Genomic DNA, 19,878 nt, shown 5'->3' with positions numbered 1-19,878 from the left:
CCCGGAGTTGTGGCAGACCTACGATCAGAGTGATCCCGAAGTCTCCTGAGAGGAACCGCAATGGTCGACACCGCCGTCCGCCCCGCATCCGTCGAGCACACCCCGACGATCGATGTCGCGCGCGTCAACGAGCTTCTGCTCGGCACCTGGGCGGACACCCGCCGCGAGGCGCGTGCCCTGGTGAAGGACTCAGCGTTCTGGCGCGATGACTCGCTCGACAAGGATGCGCACCGCGAGCGCGTTCTCGCGCAGATGCACCTGCTCGTCGAGAACCGGGCCGTGCATCGGGCGTTCCCCAAGCGCTTCGGCGGGGATGAGAACAACGGCGCGAACATCGCGGGATTCGAAGAGCTGGTGCTCGCCGATCCGAGTCTGCAGATCAAGTCGGGCGTGCAGTGGGGACTGTTCGGCTCGGCAGTGTCGCAGCTCGGCACGCGCGAGCACCATGACAAGTGGCTGCCGGGCATCATGGATCTCTCGATCCCCGGCGCCTTCGCGATGACGGAGATCGGGCACGGCTCGGACGTGGCGTCCGTCGGCACGACCGCGACGTACGATCCGGAGACGGACGAGTTCGTCATCCACACGCCGTTCCGCGGTGCGACGAAGGAGTACCTCGGCAACGCGGCCCTGCACGGTATCGCGGCGACCGTGTTCGCGCAGCTCATCACGAACGGCGTGAACCACGGTGTGCACTGCTTCTATGTGCCGCTGCGCGGTGAGGACGGCAACGACCTGCCCGGCATCGGACGGGAGGACGACGGCCTCAAGGGCGGCCTGAACGGCATCGACAACGGTCGTCTGTCGTTCGACCACGTGCGCATTCCGCGCACCAACCTGCTGAACCGCTACGGCAACGTCGACGAGAACGGCACGTACACGAGCGACATCGACAGCCCCGGACGCCGTTTCTTCACGATGCTCGGCACGCTCGTGCAGGGACGTGTCTCTCTCGACGGCGCATCTTCCTGGGCATCCGCTCTCGGCCTCTACATCGCGATCACCTACGCGAGCCAGCGCCGTCAGTTCACCGGCGCCGACGGCCAGGAGACCGTGCTGCTGGACTACGGCAAGCACCAGCGCCGTCTGCTGCCACGTCTGGCGACGACGTACGCGCAGATCTTCGCCCACGATGAGTTCCTGCAGAAGTTCGACGGTGTCTTCTCGGGCCGCACCGACACCCCGCAGGACCGCGAAGACCTCGAGACGCTGGCAGCAGCGCTCAAGCCGCTGTCGACGTGGCACGCTCTCGACACACTGCAGGAGGCGCGCGAGGCGTGCGGTGGTGCGGGCTTCATGTTCGAGAACCGCCTTGTCGGTCTCCGTGCCGACCTCGACATCTATGTCACCTTCGAGGGTGACAACAACGTGCTGCTGCAGCTGGTCGGCAAGCGCCTGCTGCAGGACTTCGCGAGCCAGTTCAAGGGCAAGGATGCTGCGGCGCTCGCCAAGTACGCCGTCGGCCAGACCGCGGGCAAGGTGTTCCACGGCGCGGGGCTTCGCCAGTTCGGTCAGGCTGTCGCCGACCTCGGTTCGACGGCACGCTCAGTCGAGTTCGGGCTGCGCGAAGAGCAGCAGCACGAGCTGCTTGCCGATCGCGTGCAGCAGATGGTCGCCGACATCGCCGGGCGCCTGCGCCCCGCCGGCAAAGACAAGGTGCTCGGCGAGAAGCTCTTCAACGAGAACCAGGCCGAGCTCATCGAGGCCGCCCGCGCACACGGCGAGCTGCTGCAGTGGGAGGCGTTCACGGATGCCGTCCACGCGATCGACGACGCCGACACCAAGCAGGTCATGACCTGGCTGCGCGACCTCTTCGGTCTGCAGCTGATCGAGAAGCACCTGGCCTGGTACCTCATCAACGGCCGCCTCTCCGCGCAGCGCGCCGGCGCGGTGTCTCGCTACATCGACCGCCTCGCGCAGCGTCTGCGTCCGCACGCTCTCGATCTCGTGGATGCCTTCGGCTATGAGCCCGAGCATGTGCGCGCCCCCATCGCATCAGGGATCGAGCGTGAGCGCCAGGATCAGGCCCGTGCGTACTATGCCGACCTCGAGGCATCCGGCACCGCGCCGGTGCAGGAGAAGAAGCTCAAGAAGAAGTCCTGACGGCACGCACGGGTCCCGGATGTCGGGGCCCGTGCGTACGCTGAGGGTATGACTTCGCTTCTGGTTGCCGACGGGCGTGCCCGCTGTTCGTGGGTCGGTGCCGATCCGGAGTACCAGCGCTACCACGATGAAGAGTGGGGCCAGCCGCTGCGCGGCGACCGCGCGCTGTTCGAGAAGCTGTCGCTCGAGGGTTTCCAGGCAGGTCTCTCGTGGATCACGATCCTGCGCAAGCGCCCTCGGTTCCGTGAGGTGTTCGCGGGCTTCGACCCGGATGTCGTCGCCGCCTTCGGCGACGACGACATCGAACGGCTCATGGCTGATGCGGGCATCGTGCGCAATCGGGCCAAGATCGAGGCGACGATCGGCAACGCTCGCATCGTGCGCGAGATGCCCGAGGGTGAGCTCGATGCCCTGCTGTGGTCGTTCGCGCCCGCGGATGCTTCCCGTCCCCGCCCCCGCTCTATGGACGATGTTGCAGCGGTGACCCCGGAGTCCACGGCGATGAGCAAGGCCCTGCGCGCGCGGGGATTCCGGTTCGTCGGCCCCACGACCATGTACGCGCTCATGCAGTCCGCGGGCATGGTCGACGATCATTTCGACGGATGCTGGCGCGTGACGCCGCAGCCGACCGCATCCGATTCTGAGGAGACACCATGACCACCGTCACCGCATACGCCGCGCCTGCCGAAGGTGCGCCGCTCGAGAAGACCACGATCGAGCGTCGAGCGCTCGGTCCGCTCGACGTCCGCATCGACATCGCCTATGCGGGCATCTGCCACTCCGACATCCACACCGTGCGCGGCGACTGGGGCCCGCAGCATTACCCGCTCGCGCCGGGCCATGAGATCGCGGGCACGGTCGCAGAAGTGGGCGCCGAGGTCACGCGGTTCGCCGTCGGAGACCGCGTCGGTGTCGGATGCCTCGTCAACTCCTGCGGCGAATGCGCGGAGTGCCTGGCCGGTCAGCAGCAGTACTGTCGTGTGGGCGCGACGGGAACGTACGGGGCGATCGACCGAGACGGCACCGTCACGCAGGGCGGCTATTCGACGCAGGTCGTCGTCACCGAGGGCTTCGTGCTGCGCATTCCCGACGCGCTGCCGCTCGACGGCGCCGCCCCTCTTCTGTGCGCGGGGATCACGACGTACTCTCCGCTGCGCCATTGGAAGGTCGGCCCCGGAAGCCGGGTTGCCGTAATCGGTCTCGGTGGCCTCGGTCACATGGCGGTGCAGATCGCCCACGCGATGGGCGCCGAAGTCACGGTGCTGTCGCAGACGCTGAGCAAGAAAGACGTCGGGCTGCGTCTCGGCGCCGATCACTATTACGCGACGAGCGACGCGGAGTCGCTGCGTGAGATCCGCCGCTCGTTCGACGTCATCATCAACACGGTCAGCGCGCCGCTGAACCTTGACACGTATCTCCGACTGCTCGACACCAACGGCACGCTCGTGTGCGTGGGCGCGCCGCCGGAGGCGCAGTCCTTCAACGTCTCGTCGCTGATCGCCGCCCGGCGCTCACTCGCAGGGTCGAACATCGGCGGGATCCCCGAGACCCAGGACATGCTCGACTTCTGCGCCGAGCACGGCATAACGGCCGAGATCGAGACGATCGACGCATCGGCGATCAACGAGGCGTACGAGCGCGTGCTCGCCTCCGACGTCCGGTTCCGCTTTGTGATCGACATCGCCAGCATGCGCTAACACGCCGAAGCGGCGGGACGCGGGCTCGGGGCAGATGGGTATTTGTCCCCATTCGGGGTCTCCGCGTGTCGTGGTTAGGATGAATCGAGCTTTCGTGCGCCCACCCGAGGGGCGAGCCCCCGCGTGTGTGAGCGTCCGAGGTAGAGACACACATAGGCCCAGGGGGGACCCGCTGTGAAATCATTCGCGTGGATGCGTGCGCGTCCGAAGACGCTGGCGTCTGCGGCGGGCGTGACGGCGGTCGCAGTCGCGATCACCACCATGGCGATGGTCTACGAAGGGCTCCCGACCGCAGAGGTCGATCTGCATGACGGCGGCGTCTGGATCACCAAGAACGACAGTCTTCTCGTCGGTCACTTCAACAACGAGTCCCGTCTCCTCGACGGCGGGCTGCGCACGACGAGCGACTCGTACGACATTCTTCAGGCGGGTCCGACGGTCGTCGTGGTCGACCGCAGCGCCTCGGCGGCGACAGTCATCGATCCCGCTCGCGTCGCGCTGACCGACAGCGCGTCGATTCCCGGCGGTGCGAAGGTCGCGCTCGGTGCGAAGACCGTCGCGATTCTTGAACCCGAGAAGGGAAACCTCTGGGTCGTGCCTGCGTCGGGGCTCGCCGGATTCGAGGCGAAGGCCGCAGAACCGATCGCCGTCCTCGGAAAGAACGCTGATGTCACGGTCGGCACGGACGGCTCGGTGTACGGCATCTCGCCGACGAACGGCGAGCTCATCACGGTTCCGGTCGACCCTCAGGGGGAGCCGCTGGATCTCGCTGCCGAGGGCGTCGCGATCGCGGAGAACGCCGCGCCGACGATCACCGCGGTGGGCACGCGCCCTGTGGTTCTCGACAAGGAGGCCGGCGTGCTGCTCGCCTCCGGCGGATTCAGCACGCCGCTCGAGAACGCCGCAGATGCGGTGCTGCAGCAGCCGTCCAGCGCCGGTGAGTCGGTCGCGGTGGCCACGAACAGTCAACTTCTCACGGTGCCCTTCGACGGTGGCGCAGAGATCGTCGAACGCAGCTCCGGTGCGCAGGGCGTGCCTGCGGCTCCTGTCACGCTCAAGGGCTGCACCTACGGCGCATGGAGCGAGTCGGGCAAGTTCATCCGCGACTGCCTCGGCGACGCATCCGACCTGCAGACCGACATCGACGGTCTCGAAGACGACGCGGAGCTCCGATTCCGAGTGAACCGCGATGTGGTCGTGCTCAACGACGTGGTCTCGGGCGCCGCATGGATGGCCACCGAGAGCCTCCAGCAGGTCGACAACTGGAACGACATCACCCCGCCCGACGGTGAGGCCGAAGACGACGAGCGCACCACGGAAGAGACCGTCGAGACGACGCTTCCTGAGCGCAGTGAGATCAACACTCCTCCCGTCGCGACCGATGACGAGTTCGGTGTGCGGCCGGGCCGTTCGACGCTGCTTCCCGTGCTCGACAACGACACGGATGCTGATGGTGACGTGCTGGTCGCGACCGTCCCGGAGCCGCAACTCGGGCTCGGCACCGTGCAGACGATCCAGAACGGCGGGTCCCTTCAGCTCTCCACAGAGGAAGACGCCACCGGCAGCGCGTCGTTCACCTACAACATCGATGACGGGCGGGGCGGAACGGCCTCCGCGACGGCGACCGTATCTGTGCACGACTGGGAGACGAACTCCGCACCGGACCAGCGTCGCACCACGACGCTCGCGGTGGAAGAGGGCGGAACGGTCTCGTACAACGTCCTGCCGGACTGGATCGACCCCGACGGCGACGACATCTACTTGAAGGCGGTTGAGGCCGCTCCGGGTGACGAGGTCGAGTTCACGACCGACGGTCAGCTGACCTACCGTGCGGTGGCCAGCCTGCAGGGGCGGAAAGACATCAACATCGTCGTCGCAGACGGGCTCGGCAGTGTCGAGACGGGTGTGCTGCGCCTGGACGTGCGTCCCGTCGGATCGACGGTTCCCAAGACCAACGCAGACCACTTCGTGACACGTGTCGGCGAGGCGATCACGATCGCGCCGCTTGCCAACGACACGAGCTCGGGCCGCGAGCCGCTGCGTCTCGCCCGACTCGACGAGGTCGCGGGTGCGACGATCGTGCCGGACTTCCCGAACAAGTCGTTCACCTTCGAGTCTCCGACCGCGGGCGTCTACTACGTGCAGTACCTCGTCAGCGCCGGCCCCAACGCGGTCCCCGGCCTTGTGCGCGTCGACGTGCAGGACGCAAGCGAGACCGATCTGCCGCCGGTCGCCGTGCGTGACGTGGCGCTCGTGCCCGCGGGCGGATCCGTGCTCGTGAACGTGCTCGGAAACGACACCGAGCCCTCCGGCGGCATCCTCGTCGTGCAGTCCGTGACGGTACCGCCGAACAGCGGCATCTCTGTCTCGGTGCTCAACCATGAGAGCCTGCGCATCACCGACCAGGGCGCGCTCGATGAGCAGGTGCGTATCAGCTATCGCATCTCGAACGGCTCCGCCAGTGCGGAGGGCGATGTGATCGTCATCCCCATCGCGGCGCCGGAGAAGATGCTCCCGCCCATTGCGAATGACGACCAGGCGGTCGTGCGCGTCGGCGACGTCGTGACCATTCCGGTGCTCCGCAATGACGCGCACCCCAACGGCGACGCCATGCACGTGAGCCCCGAGCTCGTCGAGCCTCTCGTCGACCCCGAGGCCGGCGAGGCCTTCGTCTCTCAGGACCAGGTGCGGTTCCGTGCGAGCGACACCCCGGGAACCGTCTACGCCACCTACGAGGTCGTCGATTCGATGGGCCAGAAGGACGCGGGATACATCACGATCCAGGTGCTTCCGGTCGACCTGGAGAACAACGCCGCGCCGCGCCCGCGCGACATCACCGTGCGTGCGCTGAGCGGTTCGAGCGTGCGGATCGCCGTGCCGCTGGACGGCATCGATGCGGACGGAGACTCGGTCGAGCTCATCGGTCACGACTCCGCCCCCCGCAAGGGCAAGGTCGAGATGGGTGGCACGAACTTCCTCGTGTACCAGGCCTTCGAGGGATCGTCTGGCGTCGACAGCTTCACCTACCGGGTCCGCGACCGTCTCGGCCAGGAGGCCACGGGAACGATCCGGGTCGGCATCGCGCCGGGTGACGAGGCGAACCAGGCCCCGTACGCCGTGAAGGATTCGATCACGGTACGCCCGGGGCGCACCGTGGCGGTCGCCGTGCTCGCGAACGACTCCGACCCGGAAGGCGAGACTCCCGCGCTCGTGAAGAACGGGCTCGAGGTTCCCGACGTCGACGGGCTGTCTGCGAAGGTCTCCGGAGACCGTGTCCTGGTGACGGTTCCCGATCGAGAGATCGAGACCTCCCTGCAGTACACGATCTCGGATTCCAAGGGCGCGCGCGCCACAGCGGTGCTGCAGATCACGGTCGATGAAGAGGTGCCTCTGCTCGCGCCGATCGCACGCGACGATCGCATCGCGCTGGAAGACATCACGGAAGAGATGACCGTCGCGGTGGACGTGCTCACCAACGACGAAGACCCGGATGGCACGGTCGATGACCTCGCGCTCGAGGTCGACTCCGCCGCGACCATCCTCGACGATCGCACGATCGAGGTCACCGTCGGCCCCGAGCGCCAGCTGCTCCGCTACACGATCACCGACCGTGACGACCAGGCGACCTCCGCCTTCATCTTCGTGCCCGCGATCTCGGAGCTCGCGCCGACACTCGCGTCGACGAAGCCGCTGGAGGTCAAGAGCGGCGAGACCGTGAAGATTCCGCTGGCGGACTACGTCAACGGCTTCGACGGCGGTGCGGTCATCCTGACCGAAGCCGCCAAGGTGAGCGCCGTCAACAGCAACGGCGCCGATCTGATCCAGGACGAGCGCACTCTCGTGTACACATCGCGCGATCGCTACTTCGGTGAGGATGCGCTGACGTTCGAGGTGACCGACGGCACCGGACCGGATGACCCGGAGGGCCGCAAGGCGACGCTGACGCTGCCGATCACGGTGCTGCCGCCCGACAACCAGCCGCCGGTGTTCACGAACGGGGCGATGAGTGTCGCCCCCGGCGAGGCCGCGGTCACGCTGGACCTAGCTCCCATGACGAGCGACCCCGACCCGGATGACAAGGGCAAGCACAAGTTCGCGCTCACGGGTTCGATGCCCGCGGGATTCAAGGCGCGCTTGGAGGGCTCGGTCCTCCACGTCGAGGCATCTTCGAGCACGCCGAAGGGGTCTGCGGCGACCGTCAACCTGACCGTGACGGACGGCGAGACTGCACCGGTCACGGGCAGCATCGCGGTGACCGTCACCGCCTCGACACGTCCGCTGGCCACGGCGAACACCGACACGGTTCCGGAAGCGGACCAGGGCAAGCAGATTCCCGTCGATGTCCTCAAGAACGATGTGAATCCGTTCCCGGAGACGCCGCTGAAGATCCGGAGCGCTGTGGTCGAGACGGGTGAAGGAGAGGTGACCGTCGACGGGGATCGACTGCTGGTCACCCCTGGCCCGACCTTCTTCGGTGCGATGACGGTGAGCTATCGCATCCAGGACGCCACGAAGGACCCCGACCGCGAGGTCGATGGGCAGGTCAAGCTGACGGTGCAGGGTATTCCGGATGCTCCGGGTACGCCGACCGTCGCGAGCGTGCAGGATCGCACCGTCGTGCTGTCCTGGAGCCCACCCGCGAACAACGGTGCGCCGATCACGGAGTACACGGTCACCTCGGTGACCTCTCCGTACACGAAGAAGTGCACGTCGACGACGTGCACGCTCGACGGACTGACCAACAACGTCGAGTACGCATTCACCGTCGTCGCCACGAACAAGGTCGGTGACTCGCCGGCCTCGCCGGCGTCCGCCGTCGCCCGTCCCGATGCCCGTCCGGACACCCCGGTACCTCCGACGCTGAAGTTCGGGGATCGCTCGCTTGCGGTCAGCTGGACGACACCGACGACACCCGGATCGCCGGTCGAGAGCTACACACTGCAGATCTCGCCGGCACCGCCGTCGGGTTCTGCCGAGAAGGTCGGCGTCACCGGCAACTCCCTCACCTGGGAGGGGCTGGAGAACGGTGCGGACTATCAGGTACGCGTGCGCGCTCACAACCGGGCTCCCGAGCCCTCCGCGTGGAGCGCGTGGTCGGCCGGCGAGATTCCTGCCGGGCCTCCCGGGGCAACGAGCGCGCCCTCCGCATCGACGGCTCCGTCCGTCGGCAGCCAGGCGCAGATGAACGTGAGCTGGGCGGCCGCCCCGCAGAACGGCGACGCGATCGCCGAGTATCAGCTGCAGGTGATGCGCGGTGGAGAACATGTGACGACGATCTCCACGGGCACCGCACGGTCGCAGGCTGTGACCGTCGCAACGTCGACCACCGACTACACGTTCCTGGTGCGCGCCCGCAACAAGGCCGGATGGGGCGAGTGGAGCGCAGCATCCGCTCCGCTCCGTGCGTTCGGCAGCCCCGGCGCGCCGACGATCACGGGCACGACCGAGAACAACGGCTACGTGACGGTGTCCTACAGCCTGAGCAACGCCAACGGTGCGAGTGCCAGCGAGATCCGCTACGAGTACAGCATCAACGGCGGTACGTTCAGCCGCAACTGGGACGGCACGCGCATCAACGCCGGCAACGGCTCATCGAACGTGATCCGGGTACGCGCATACTCGGTCGTCGGCGGGCAGGAATCGCAGCCAGGACCCTCCTCCAGCGGAACCAAGGCGCTCATCCCCTATGGTCCGGTCAACACACCGGGCGCCTCGGCGAGGAACAACGGCACCACGGTCACGCTCGGCTGGTCGGCTCCCGCAGACAACGGTCGCAGCATCCAGGTGATGCAGATCAGCGTCGACGGCGGAGGCTGGCAGAACGTGGGCCGTGACGGCACGACCACCGTCGGCAACGGGTACCAGCAGACGCACAGCATCCGCGTGCGGGCGATGGACACCGAGGGGCAGTGGTCGAACGAGGCATCCGCTTCCGCCCGTACCAATGATCCGCCGGTGCCCCGCGCCTGGACCTCCAAGGGATCGTTCGTGAGCGGATGCTCCGGCAGCGGCTGCTACAAGCTCGTGATCAACACGAACGACGCCTTCCAGGGCGGCGACTACAACATCGAGTGCATGAACAACGGAGCCGTCTTCGGCACGAATGCCGGATACAAGGTGCACATCCCGTCCAACGGGCGGGTCGAACTGAACTGCTACAACGGCTACGCCGGAAACAAGTCCGTGCGCATCATCGGCGGAAACCCCTCCGTGACCGAACCCGTCTACTGGTAGCCCGCCCCGGCTACCCAGAGAACATCCGACGACAACAAGGAACACATCAACTCATGACAATGACCGCCGAACAGGCCGCCTGGTTCCAGGGCACCTTCCAGCGTCTCGTCGACAACGTCGACAAGGCGCTCCAGGGCAAGCGTGAGATCGTCAGCCTCGTGCTGTCGTCGATGCTCGCCGAAGGGCATGTGCTCCTCGAGGACGCCCCGGGCACCGGAAAGACGAGCCTCGCGAAGGCGCTCGCCGCGACCGTCCAGGGGACAAACAGCCGTATCCAGTTCACGCCGGACCTGCTGCCCTCGGATGTCACGGGTGTGACGATCTACGACCAGCAGTCGCACACCTTCGAGTTCCACCGCGGCCCGGTGTTCGCCTCGATCGTGCTCGCCGACGAGATCAACCGTGCGTCGCCGAAGACGCAGTCCGCGCTGCTCGAGGTCATGGAGGAGTCGCGCGTCACGATCGACGGCGTCGCCCACGAGGCGGGTCGTCCGTTCCTCGTGATCGCCACGCAGAACCCGATCGAGCAGGCCGGAACCTACAAGCTGCCCGAAGCACAGCTCGACCGCTTCCTCATCAAGACCTCGCTCGGCTACCCCGATCTCGCCGTCACCGAGAAGATCCTGGCCGGCGCGAGCGACCGCAACCCCTCGGCGCACCTGAGCCCCATCATCACGACGAGCGCCGTCGCCGACATGGCCGACCTCGCCGCGACCACGCACGTCGAGCCCGCTGTGCTCAGCTACGCGGCCCAGCTCGTCGAGGCGACCCGCAACGACCCGGCGATCCGCCTGGGCGTGTCGGTGCGCGGCGCGATCGCGATGGTCCGCATCGCCAAGGTGTGGGCGGCGTCGCAGGGGCGTCACTACGTGCTTCCCGACGACATCAAGGCTCTCGCGCGTCCGGTGTGGATGCACCGTCTGCTGCTCGACCCCGAGGCGGAGTTCGCCGGCACCACTCCCGAGACCGTCATTGCCCGTGTGCTTGACAGCATTGCAGCCCCGCAGGCACGGTCCGCGGCCTGATGACGACCGAAGCTCTGCCGGAGGTCGAGAACCCCGACAGCCGCACCGCCGGATGGCGTGACGTCGCGGCGCTGATCGGCGCACGCCTGCGCCGGCGCGCGGCACTCATCGCCGGGGCGATGCGTCCGCTCGCGTGGGTTCTTCTGGGTCTCATGGTGGCGCTGTGGATCGGCGGGCAGATCCTCGGATGGTGGGAGCTCACGGTCGCCGCATCCGTGATCGCGGCCACGATCGTGCTGTGCGCGCTCTTCCTGCTCGGGCGCACGGCCTATGACGTGGCGCTCGACCTCGCACGCACACGCGTCGTCGTCGGCGAGCGGGCCGTGGGCGCGCTGAAGCTGGCGAACCCGAGCAACCGGGCGATCCTCCCCTCTCGGGTCGTCCTTCCGGTGGGCAGCGGGCGTGGTGAGTTCGGCATCAAGCGCCTTGCGGCGGGAGAAGAGGCCGAAGAGCTCTTCGCGATCCCGACGCAGAACCGCGGCATCGTGAAGGTCGGTCCCGTGAGTGTCGTCCGGGGTGACCCGCTCGGACTCTTCGAGCGCACCCATAACCGCGACGAGCCGATCGACCTGTTCGTGCACCCGAAGACCATCGCCTTCAGCGGTCAGTCGCTGGGTTTCCTGCGCGATCTGGAGGGTCTTCCCGCGGCGGACCTCTCCCGCGACGACGTGTCGTTCCACACGCTGCAGGAGTATCAGCCGGGTGACGACCTGCGCCGCGTGCACTGGCGTTCCACCGCCCGCACCGGAACCATGATGGTCCGGCAGTACGAAGAGACACGGCGCTCGCACTTCGTGATCGCCCTCTCCTGCGCCGCATCCGACTACGTCGATCCGGCCGAGTTCGAGCTCGCGATCTCGATCGCCGGGTCCGTGGGCCTGCGCGCGCTGCAGGACTCGCAGCACGTCGATCTGCGTGTGCAGGGCCGCTCGCTGCCGTCGAACAGCGGCAAGCGACTCCTGGACTCGCTCTCCGGCGTCGAAGCCAGCAAGCCCAAGGAGGGCGGACTCGTCGCACTGGCCGGGGTCGTCGCGGCGACGATGCCACTCGCGAGTGTCGTCGTCCTCGTCAGCGGCAGCGAGGTGCGCCCCGAAGACCTGCGCGCCTCGTGCGCCCGCCTCCCGTACGGATCCCGCGTGCTCGCGATCACCGCCGCAGCCGGGCAGTCACCGTCGCTCCGTCGTATCGGCGACGCCGACGTCGTGACCGTCGGGGCTCTCGATCAGCTCCCCATCGCCCTGCAGAAGGTGCTCGCATGACCGCACTTCCTCGCCGCCGTTGGATCCTCGACCTCAGTGTCGTCGGCGTCCTTCTCCTCGTCGGCATCGTCGGCTGGTGGCCCACGTTCGGCGGCCCACAGTTCCTTCTCGCGACGATCGGCGGGCTCGTGCTGGGCCTCGGCGTCGCCGCTTTCGCGACCTGGCGAGGCTGGGGCATCCTCGTCACCGCCGGCCTGACCGTCGCGGTGTACTTCGTGTTCGGCAGCGCGCTGGCGCTTCCGCATCTCTCGATCTTCGGGGTGATCCCCTCGCTGGAGAGCCTCACCCAGCTCGCGTTCGGCATCGTCACCTCCTGGAAGCAGCTGCTCACGACGGTCGCGCCGGTCGCGGCATCCGACGGTCACCTGCTCGCGCCGTTCCTGCTCGCTCTCGTCCTGAGCGTTGTCGCCGCGTCTCTCGCGCTGCGCCTGCGTCAGCCCGCATGGGCGCTGATTCCCGCCGCACTCCACCTGATCCTGGTGATCGCGCTGGGCACCCCGACGCCTGCGATGCCCATCGCGCAGGGAATCGTCTTCGGCGTCGTCGTCATCGCGTGGCTCGCCGTGCGCCAGCTGTGGGCGCCCCAGAATGCCGCGGTCTCTGTCAGCGAGGTCGACCCGGGCCGTGCCGCACAGATGCGGATGCGACGGCTGGGCGCCGGTGCCGCGGTTCTCGCGATCGCCGTCGGCGCGGGCGTTGCGACGAGCGCTGTCGCCGCACCGGTCGCACCGCGTCAGGTCTTCCGCGACACCGTGATCCCGCCGTTCGATGTGCGCCAGTACGCGAGCCCGCTGCAGTCTTTCCGCGGCATCGTTCAAGATCAGGCCGACGAGACGCTCTTCACCGTCAAGGGGCTTCCGGAGGGTGCACGCGTACGTCTGGGTGCGATGGATGCCTACAACGGCATCGTCTACAACGTCTCCGACCGAGGGGTCGGCTCTTCAGGAGCCTTCACCCAGATGCGCGGCAACATGTCCGACGGAGCCGAGGGGATTCCGGCGACCCTCGAGTTCACGATCGACGAGTACAAGGGCTACTGGCTTCCGGGTTCGGGGCAGGCATCCGAGTTCGTGTTCCACGGCGATCGGGCAGAAGAGCTGCGCCGGAACAGCTACTACAACGACTCCAGCAGCACCGGTGTCTCCGCACGCCGACTGGCCACAGGAGACGCCTACACCCTGATGACCACCCTGCCGGAGAAGGTCTCGGACGCGCGACTGGCGAAGGCCGAGTTCGGCCACGTCTCGATGCCGAAGCAGTCTGCGGTGCCCGAGGAGATCGCCTCGCTCGCGGCGGAGACCGTCGCGGATGCGGGCACCGCCATCGAGCAGGTGCGCGCCCTCGAGGTCTTCCTCTCGGAGGAGGGTTTCTTCAGCCACGGACTCGCCGGAGAGGTCATCTCGCGCGCCGGGCACACGTCGGAGCGCATCTCGACGCTTCTCGGTGGCGAGCAGATGGTCGGCGACGACGAGCAGTACGCCGTCGCGATGGCACTGCTCGCACGTGAGGTCGGCATTCCGGCGCGCGTCGTGATGGGGTTCTATCCCTCCGAAGAGGAGGAGCCGCAGGCGACCTTCGCCGCGACCGGCGACACCCTGCACGCGTGGGTCGAGGTGAACTTCGCCGAGATCGGATGGGTTCCGTTCGACCCGACCCCGCCGGACGACAAGGTCCCCGCCGACCAGAGCACCAAGCCCAAGGTCGATCCGAAGCCGCAGGTGCTGCAGCCGCCGCCCCCGCCGCAGGAGCCTGTCGACCTGCCCCCGGTGCTGCCAGATGAGCGCGAGAGCGAAGACGGCGACGAGAATCCACTGGCGGCGCTCGGCATCATCGTGCTGTACGTCGCCGGTGCTGCCGGCATCCTGCTCCTGCTGCTGGCACCGTTCATCCTGATCGGCGCGTGGAAGGCCGCGAAGCGGCGCACCCGCCGTCACGCCAAACGCTCCGCCGACCAGATCAGCGGTGGCTGGGATGAGCTCACCGACCGCGCAGTCGACTACGGCGCACGTTTCGATGCCGGTGCGACGCGCGGCGAGGAGGCCCAGCAGGTCTCCGAGTCGCTGGCGCAGCCCGCGGTGCTCACGCTGGCGACACGGGCGGACGGTCAGGTTTTCGGACCCGCCGAGCCGAGCCCCGAAGAGGTCGACGACTTCTGGCGGGAGGTCGACGCGATCGTCGGCGACTTCTCGAAGAACGTCGGCTTCCTGGCCAGGATGCGGGCGCGGCTGAGTCTGCGCTCACTGACCGCGGGCACCGCCGCGGTCGCTGGGTGGCAGAATCTGCGTAACGCTGCGACAGCACGAAAGCGATCAGAGACGATGCCCGCCGAGGAGTCACCCGTACAGGGTGACATGCAGACAAGGGAGACCCTATGACCATTCCCGGCATCGGGCCGATCGCACCTGTGTCCCGTCGGGCCATCGCCTATCTGATCGACGCCGTGATCGCGGGTCTCCTCGGCGGAATCGGCTACGGCATCGTGCTGGGCGCCACCCTCGGCGGTGGTGTCTCGGATCTCGCGACGGCCCTCGCCGGGATGGCCCTCGGCATCTCAGCCGTCGGACTCGTGATGCTGGTCTGGACGCTCGTGTACACGTTCATGCAGGGCGGCGGCGGTTCGATCGGCATGCGCATCATGAAGCTGCAGCTCGTGCGCGAAGATGGTTCCGCGCCGCTCGGTTTCGGACGCGCGCTGCTGCGCAATCTGGTGTTCGGGCTCTCCGCGGCGATCATCGTCGGCTACTTCACGCCGCTCTTCGACGGTTCAGGCCGCTTCCAGGGCTGGCATGACAAGGCGGGTGGAGCGCTCATGCGCGACCTGCGGGATGCTGCGGTGACCGCTCCGTCCGTCGCCGAGGCCGCGCCGTCGCTGCCGTCATCGCCTCCACGGACGCTGGCGACTGCGACCGGTGTCGGGGCCGTTGTGCCGAGTGCTCCGGCGTCGGCACAGGTCGTCCCACCGCGTCCGCCTCTGCCTCCCGCGCCCGTCGCATCCGCACCGGTGGCACCCGCGTCGACCCCCGTCGCGCCGGCCTCTCCGCAGCCAGCGCCTGCTTCCGCATCGGACGGTCTGATCGACATGGTTCCGGGCATCACCGTGACCTCGCCGCCTGCCGTGCCCGCCGCGCCCGCGACCCGGCCGGAACCTGCCGCTCCGGTCGTCGCTCCTGCGACCCCGGTCGCGGCACCGGCGTCTGCTCCCGAGGCATCCGCCGTTCCGGAAACCCCCACCCCGCAGGTGTTCGAGCCGTCGGCTCTCGACGATGATCTCGAGTCGACGCGCATCAGCATCCCGGGCCATCGCCTTGTCTTCATCTGGGATGACGGCGTGCGAGTTCGCGTCTCCCGTCGCACGGTCTTCGGGCGCAACCCCGCATACGAGGAGGGCGCGACGATCGTCGCCGTGCGCGACGAGACTCTCTCCCTGTCGAAGACGCACTTCGAGGCCGCGGCGGAGTCATCCGGCGCCTGGGTGCTCGACCGCTACTCGACGAACGGCGTCACGATCGTCCGCGACGGCGCACGGATCGCCTGCCCTCCGGGAGCACGTGTGCCCGTGCGCATCGGCGACGCCCTCGAGATCGGTGACCGCATCGTCACCATCGGAGGGTACGAATGAGGACGCCCATCGTCGTGACGCACGGCGCCGCCACCCACACGGGCCTTCGCCGCTCGCTCAACGAGGATTCCTTCGTCGCGACCGCGCCGCTGTTCTTCGTCGCAGACGGGATGGGCGGTCACGAGGCCGGGGACGTTGCGAGCACCGCGGTCGTCGAGTCGTTCTGTCCGCTGGTCGGACGCACGTCGATCACTCTCGATGACCTGCGCTTCGCGCTCGCCCGCGCCCGCACGACGATCGACGGTCTGGGCGCGGATGGCGAGTCCCGCGCGGGAACGACGCTGACCGGCGTCGCCGTCGCGTCCGTCGACGGCACCGGCTACTGGCTCGTGGTCAACATCGGCGACTCACGCACCTACCGGCTCACCGGCACAGGACTCGAGCGCCTCACGATCGACCACTCGGTCGTGCAGGAGCTCATCGACGCAGGAGAGATCGACGAGAGCGACGCGCACGATGATCGCCGTCGCAACATCATCACGCGTGCGATCGGTGCAGGGAGCGTCGGCGAGGCCGACTACTGGATGGTTCCTGCGGAGGTCGGCGACCGCATCCTGGTCTGCTCGGACGGACTGTCATCGGAGGTTCCGGATCTGCTGATCCGTGAGATCCTGCGCACGAACACCGACCCGCAGCGTGCCGCCGATCAGCTGATCGCACGGGCGCTCGCGCAGGGCGGACGAGACAACATCACGGCGATCGTCGTGGATGCCGTGCATGTGTCGGTGCGCCCGGAGGGGGCCGCCGGCGAGGAGTCAGACATCGATTCCGACACCCGTCCTCGGGAGGAAGCGATGGGAGGGGCACGCTGATGAACATCACCTACCAGTCCGGCCAGTGGTACGCGCTTGTCAACGAGCAGGCGATCGTCGTGCTCGCTCCGGATGCCACGATCGATGCGATCGAGGGTGTCTGGGCGAGTCTGCAGCAGGAGGTCACGCTCGGCTCCGTCGTCGACGGACTGACACGCGGACACGGGGGACGCTTCTCGCAGATTCCGCCGTTCGCCGCGCTCGTGCGTGACGGCACGGGCGTTCGCCTCGCGGTGCGCGGCCAGATCGTGGCGCATGTCTCGTCGCTCGCCGGGACCGAGTCGTTCACGGGTGCCGAGGTCACGACCTGGAGCGAGCGCTTCGTCGCCGATCTCACGGGCTTCGAGATCGTGCTGGACGAAGAGGACGCGGACGGCCCGGGCTTGCCGATCGGCTCCGGGGCGGTGCGCGTCTCGCGTATCCTCGGTGGTCTGCGTGCGACGGATGCGCAGCTCGCCGGCCCGATCATCGAGACCGCGCCCGGGCCGGAGGGCTCCCTTTCGCACGAGGGTCCCGCGCTCGTCGCCCTTCCGGACCTTCCGCCCGCCCCCGCCGCGGTGCCGGAGCCGGTCACGGAGGACGATGTCGAGGCAACCGTGCTCTCGGCACCCGCTTCGACCGTGGCCGATGAGCCGAACGCCGTTGCCGACGCCCCTGCGGATGACGTCGCCGGCGCGGTGATCGACTCGATCCCCTCGCTGGTCGCGGTGCCTCCGTTGGCTGATGATGCGTCGATCGACACTCTGAATCCGGATGCGCCCGCGTCGGAGTTCGTCAGCACGGAGACGCTGCTGCCTACGGAGGTCACCTACGCGGACGTTCCCGTCGATACGCAGCTCGAGGATGATTCCGCGCTCGCGCAGACGATCCATCGCCCTCAGGGCCCCGAGGGGCAGGTGCGGGTGACGACGGACGACGCGCTCGGCGCGCTGCTCAACGGCGGCGACCACGACGGGGCGACGATCTCGCTCGCCCAGGCGCGGGCTCTCCGCGAGGAGCGAGCAGCGGCCGCATCCGCCGTCGTCGACCCGCCGCTTCCTCCCCTTCCTCCCCTTCCTCCTCTTCCGCCGCTTCCGGTACCGTCGGCTTCTCCGCTGCCCGCCCAGCCCGAGGCGGATGCGGCGGAGTCCGGCGCGCGCATCCGGATGTCGACCGGCCAGATCGTGCCTCTCGACCGCACCGTGATCGTGGGACGACGACCGCGTTCGACCCGCTCGTCGGGGGCGACGCTCCCGCACCTGATCGCGGTCGACAGCCCGCAGCAGGACATCTCGCGAAGCCACCTGGAGATCCGTCCCGAGCAGGGTGCCGTCGTCGTGGTCGACCTGCACACGACCAACGGCTCTGTGCTGTTGCGACCGGGGAGCGAGCCGATGCGCCTGCACCCCGGTGAGCAGACGGTCGTCATCAGCGGTGACACGATCGACCTCGGCGACGACGTCACCGTGCTCTTCGAGGATCTGCCGTGAGCAGGCCGCCGTCTCCGCCGCCCACCCTGCCCGGGTTCACGTATCTCGAGCCGCTGGGCACGGGTGGCTTCGCGGACGTCTTCCTGTATGAGCAGGCCATGCCGCGACGTCGTGTCGCCGTCAAGGTGCTGCTCGCCGACCGTCTCGCCAGCGGGGCGGCACAGGAGTTCACGCATGAGGCGAACGTCATGGCGATGCTGTCGACGCATCCGGCGATCGTCACGATCTATCAGGCGGGGGTCGCCGACGACGGTCGTCCGTACCTGGTCATGGAGTACTGCCCGCGTCCGAACCTGCAGCTGCGTGCGCGGCGCGAGCCGTTCCACATCGCTGAGGCGCTGCGCGTCGGTGTCCAGGTCGCCGGCGCTGTCGAGACGGCGCACCGCGCGGGCGTGCTGCACCGCGACATCAAGCCGGCGAACATTCTCGTCACGGAGTACAACCGTCCTGCGCTGACCGACTTCGGCATCGCGTCGACGACCGCGAGTCAGGATGCGGCGACGGGCATGTCGATTCCGTGGTCTCCGCCGGAGTCGTTCGCGGAGAAGCCGCAGAGCGATCAGCGTTCCGACGTGTATGCCCTAGGCGCGACGCTGTACACGCTGCTGACCGGACGTTCGCCGTTCGAGCGCCCCGGGGAGCGCAACACCGGCGCGGATCTGATCGAGCGCATCGAGCGGTCTCCGGTGTCGCCGACGGGGCGTGCGGATGCTCCGGAGAGCCTGCAGCGCGTTCTGGAACGCGCCATGGCGAAGAACCCCAACGACCGTTTCCCGAGCGCCGTGGCTTTCGCCCGTGCGCTGCAGAAGGTGCAGATCGAACTCTCCCATTCGGTGACGCCGGTCGACATCGTCGACGATCACGCGCCGGGTGAAGAGCTGGAGGACGATGACGACGGCCTGACGCGCGTCCGCGCGATCACGAACATCGAGCCGGACCAGCGGGCGGTTCCGAGTGCGACAGCCACGCGCCCCTCGGCGACGACGACCCCCGTCGCAGCCCCCGTGTTCGACCGTCCCGGTCCGCGCTTCGAGGCGCCGCCCGCGGCGCCCGTCGGGGACATCGACAATACGGTCATCCGGGTGCCCGCGGCATCCGCTCTCGTCGACAGCGTCGATGAGGCGACCGTGCTGCGCGCGCCGCGCACCGTCGACAGTGCTCCGGCGCCGACGGCGTCGGCCCCCGCCGCGTCAGCACCGGCGCCGGCTGCACCCGCGCCGCCTGCCGCCGCACCACGCCCGCGAGGCAACCGTGCGTGGCTGTGGATTCTGATCGCGCTCGTCGGACTGGGGGTGCTGATCGGAGCGTCGGCCCTCGTCATCACGCAGCTCAACGCGGGCGGCAGCACACCGAAGCCGGCAGAGACCGAGGTCGCCGATCCCCAGGACGTCGTCCCGGAAGCGGTGCCCAAAGTGAGCGTCCCGGTGGGCGTGAGCGACGGCACGCAGATGACCTTCACGTGGGAGAACCCCTCCCCGAAGGACGGAGACGGCTACCTTTGGTACACGGTCGACTTGAACGGCGAGGGAAAACCCGCGCTGATCAGCGAACCGACAATTGCAGTACCGGTCGCTGAGGGGCAGACCTGCATCGAGGTCATCCTGCGACGTGCGGATGGTCGAAGTTCTGAGGCAGTTCGGGGGTGCGCGCCGTGAGCGAC

At 68.2% G+C, this 19,878-nt stretch carries 11 protein-coding genes; all 11 read left to right on the top strand.

All coding sequences use genetic code 11. From position 1 onward, the window contains the following. Positions 1–60: 60 nt before the first annotated feature. The 11 genes from JOD62_RS05375 to JOD62_RS05325 all read left to right on the top strand — a co-directional run bounded on the left by JOD62_RS05375 (position 61) and on the right by JOD62_RS05325 (position 19,873). Entirely contained in the window at positions 61–2,103 is a 2,043-nt protein-coding gene (locus JOD62_RS05375) for an acyl-CoA dehydrogenase family protein (protein ID WP_204938292.1), read from the top strand. A 48-nt stretch (positions 2,104–2,151) separates the two neighbouring features. Then, positions 2,152–2,760 (top strand): DNA-3-methyladenine glycosylase I, encoded by a 609-nt coding sequence (locus tag JOD62_RS05370; protein ID WP_204938291.1) that lies wholly within the window; start codon positions 2,152–2,154, stop codon positions 2,758–2,760. Continuing rightward, on the top strand, positions 2,757–3,800 hold the full coding sequence (locus tag JOD62_RS05365; RefSeq protein WP_204938290.1) for an NAD(P)-dependent alcohol dehydrogenase: 1,044 nt from the start codon (positions 2,757–2,759) through the stop codon (positions 3,798–3,800). The genes JOD62_RS05370 and JOD62_RS05365 overlap by 4 nt, the downstream gene beginning before the upstream one ends. Positions 3,801–3,992: 192 nt before the next feature. After that, positions 3,993–10,034 (top strand): Ig-like domain-containing protein, encoded by a 6,042-nt coding sequence (locus tag JOD62_RS05360; protein ID WP_239526563.1) that lies wholly within the window; start codon positions 3,993–3,995, stop codon positions 10,032–10,034. 53 nt (positions 10,035–10,087) lie between these two features. Beyond that, the gene (locus tag JOD62_RS05355; RefSeq protein ID WP_204938288.1) at positions 10,088–11,059 is read left to right on the top strand and encodes an AAA family ATPase; all 972 of its coding nucleotides are present in this window, start codon (positions 10,088–10,090) and stop codon (positions 11,057–11,059) included. Then, positions 11,059–12,318 (top strand): DUF58 domain-containing protein, encoded by a 1,260-nt coding sequence (locus JOD62_RS05350; RefSeq protein ID WP_204938287.1) that lies wholly within the window; start codon positions 11,059–11,061, stop codon positions 12,316–12,318. Before JOD62_RS05355 ends, JOD62_RS05350 begins: the two co-directional genes overlap by 1 nt. Further along, positions 12,315–14,693, top strand: coding sequence for a transglutaminaseTgpA domain-containing protein (locus JOD62_RS05345; protein ID WP_204938286.1), 2,379 nt, complete (start codon positions 12,315–12,317; stop codon positions 14,691–14,693). Before JOD62_RS05350 ends, JOD62_RS05345 begins: the two co-directional genes overlap by 4 nt. Next, positions 14,690–15,937 (top strand): RDD family protein, encoded by a 1,248-nt coding sequence (locus tag JOD62_RS14980; RefSeq protein ID WP_204938285.1) that lies wholly within the window; start codon positions 14,690–14,692, stop codon positions 15,935–15,937. The genes JOD62_RS05345 and JOD62_RS14980 overlap by 4 nt, the downstream gene beginning before the upstream one ends. Beyond that, positions 15,934–16,749 carry a PP2C family protein-serine/threonine phosphatase gene (locus JOD62_RS05335; RefSeq protein WP_204938284.1) on the top strand — a complete coding sequence of 272 codons (816 nt, stop codon included), beginning with the start codon at positions 15,934–15,936 and terminating at the stop codon, positions 16,747–16,749. The genes JOD62_RS14980 and JOD62_RS05335 overlap by 4 nt, the downstream gene beginning before the upstream one ends. After that, entirely contained in the window at positions 16,749–18,218 is a 1,470-nt protein-coding gene (locus JOD62_RS05330) for an FHA domain-containing protein (RefSeq protein ID WP_204938283.1), read from the top strand. Before JOD62_RS05335 ends, JOD62_RS05330 begins: the two co-directional genes overlap by 1 nt. Beyond that, entirely contained in the window at positions 18,215–19,873 is a 1,659-nt protein-coding gene (locus tag JOD62_RS05325; protein ID WP_204938282.1) for a serine/threonine-protein kinase, read from the top strand. Before JOD62_RS05330 ends, JOD62_RS05325 begins: the two co-directional genes overlap by 4 nt. The last annotated feature ends 5 nt before the right edge of the window (positions 19,874–19,878 follow it).

Source organism: Microbacterium keratanolyticum (assembly GCF_016907255.1).
Lineage (GTDB): Bacteria > Actinomycetota > Actinomycetes > Actinomycetales > Microbacteriaceae > Microbacterium > Microbacterium keratanolyticum.
The sequence above is the reverse complement of the archived record's forward strand: the minus strand, read 5'-3'. Positions and strand labels throughout refer to the sequence as shown.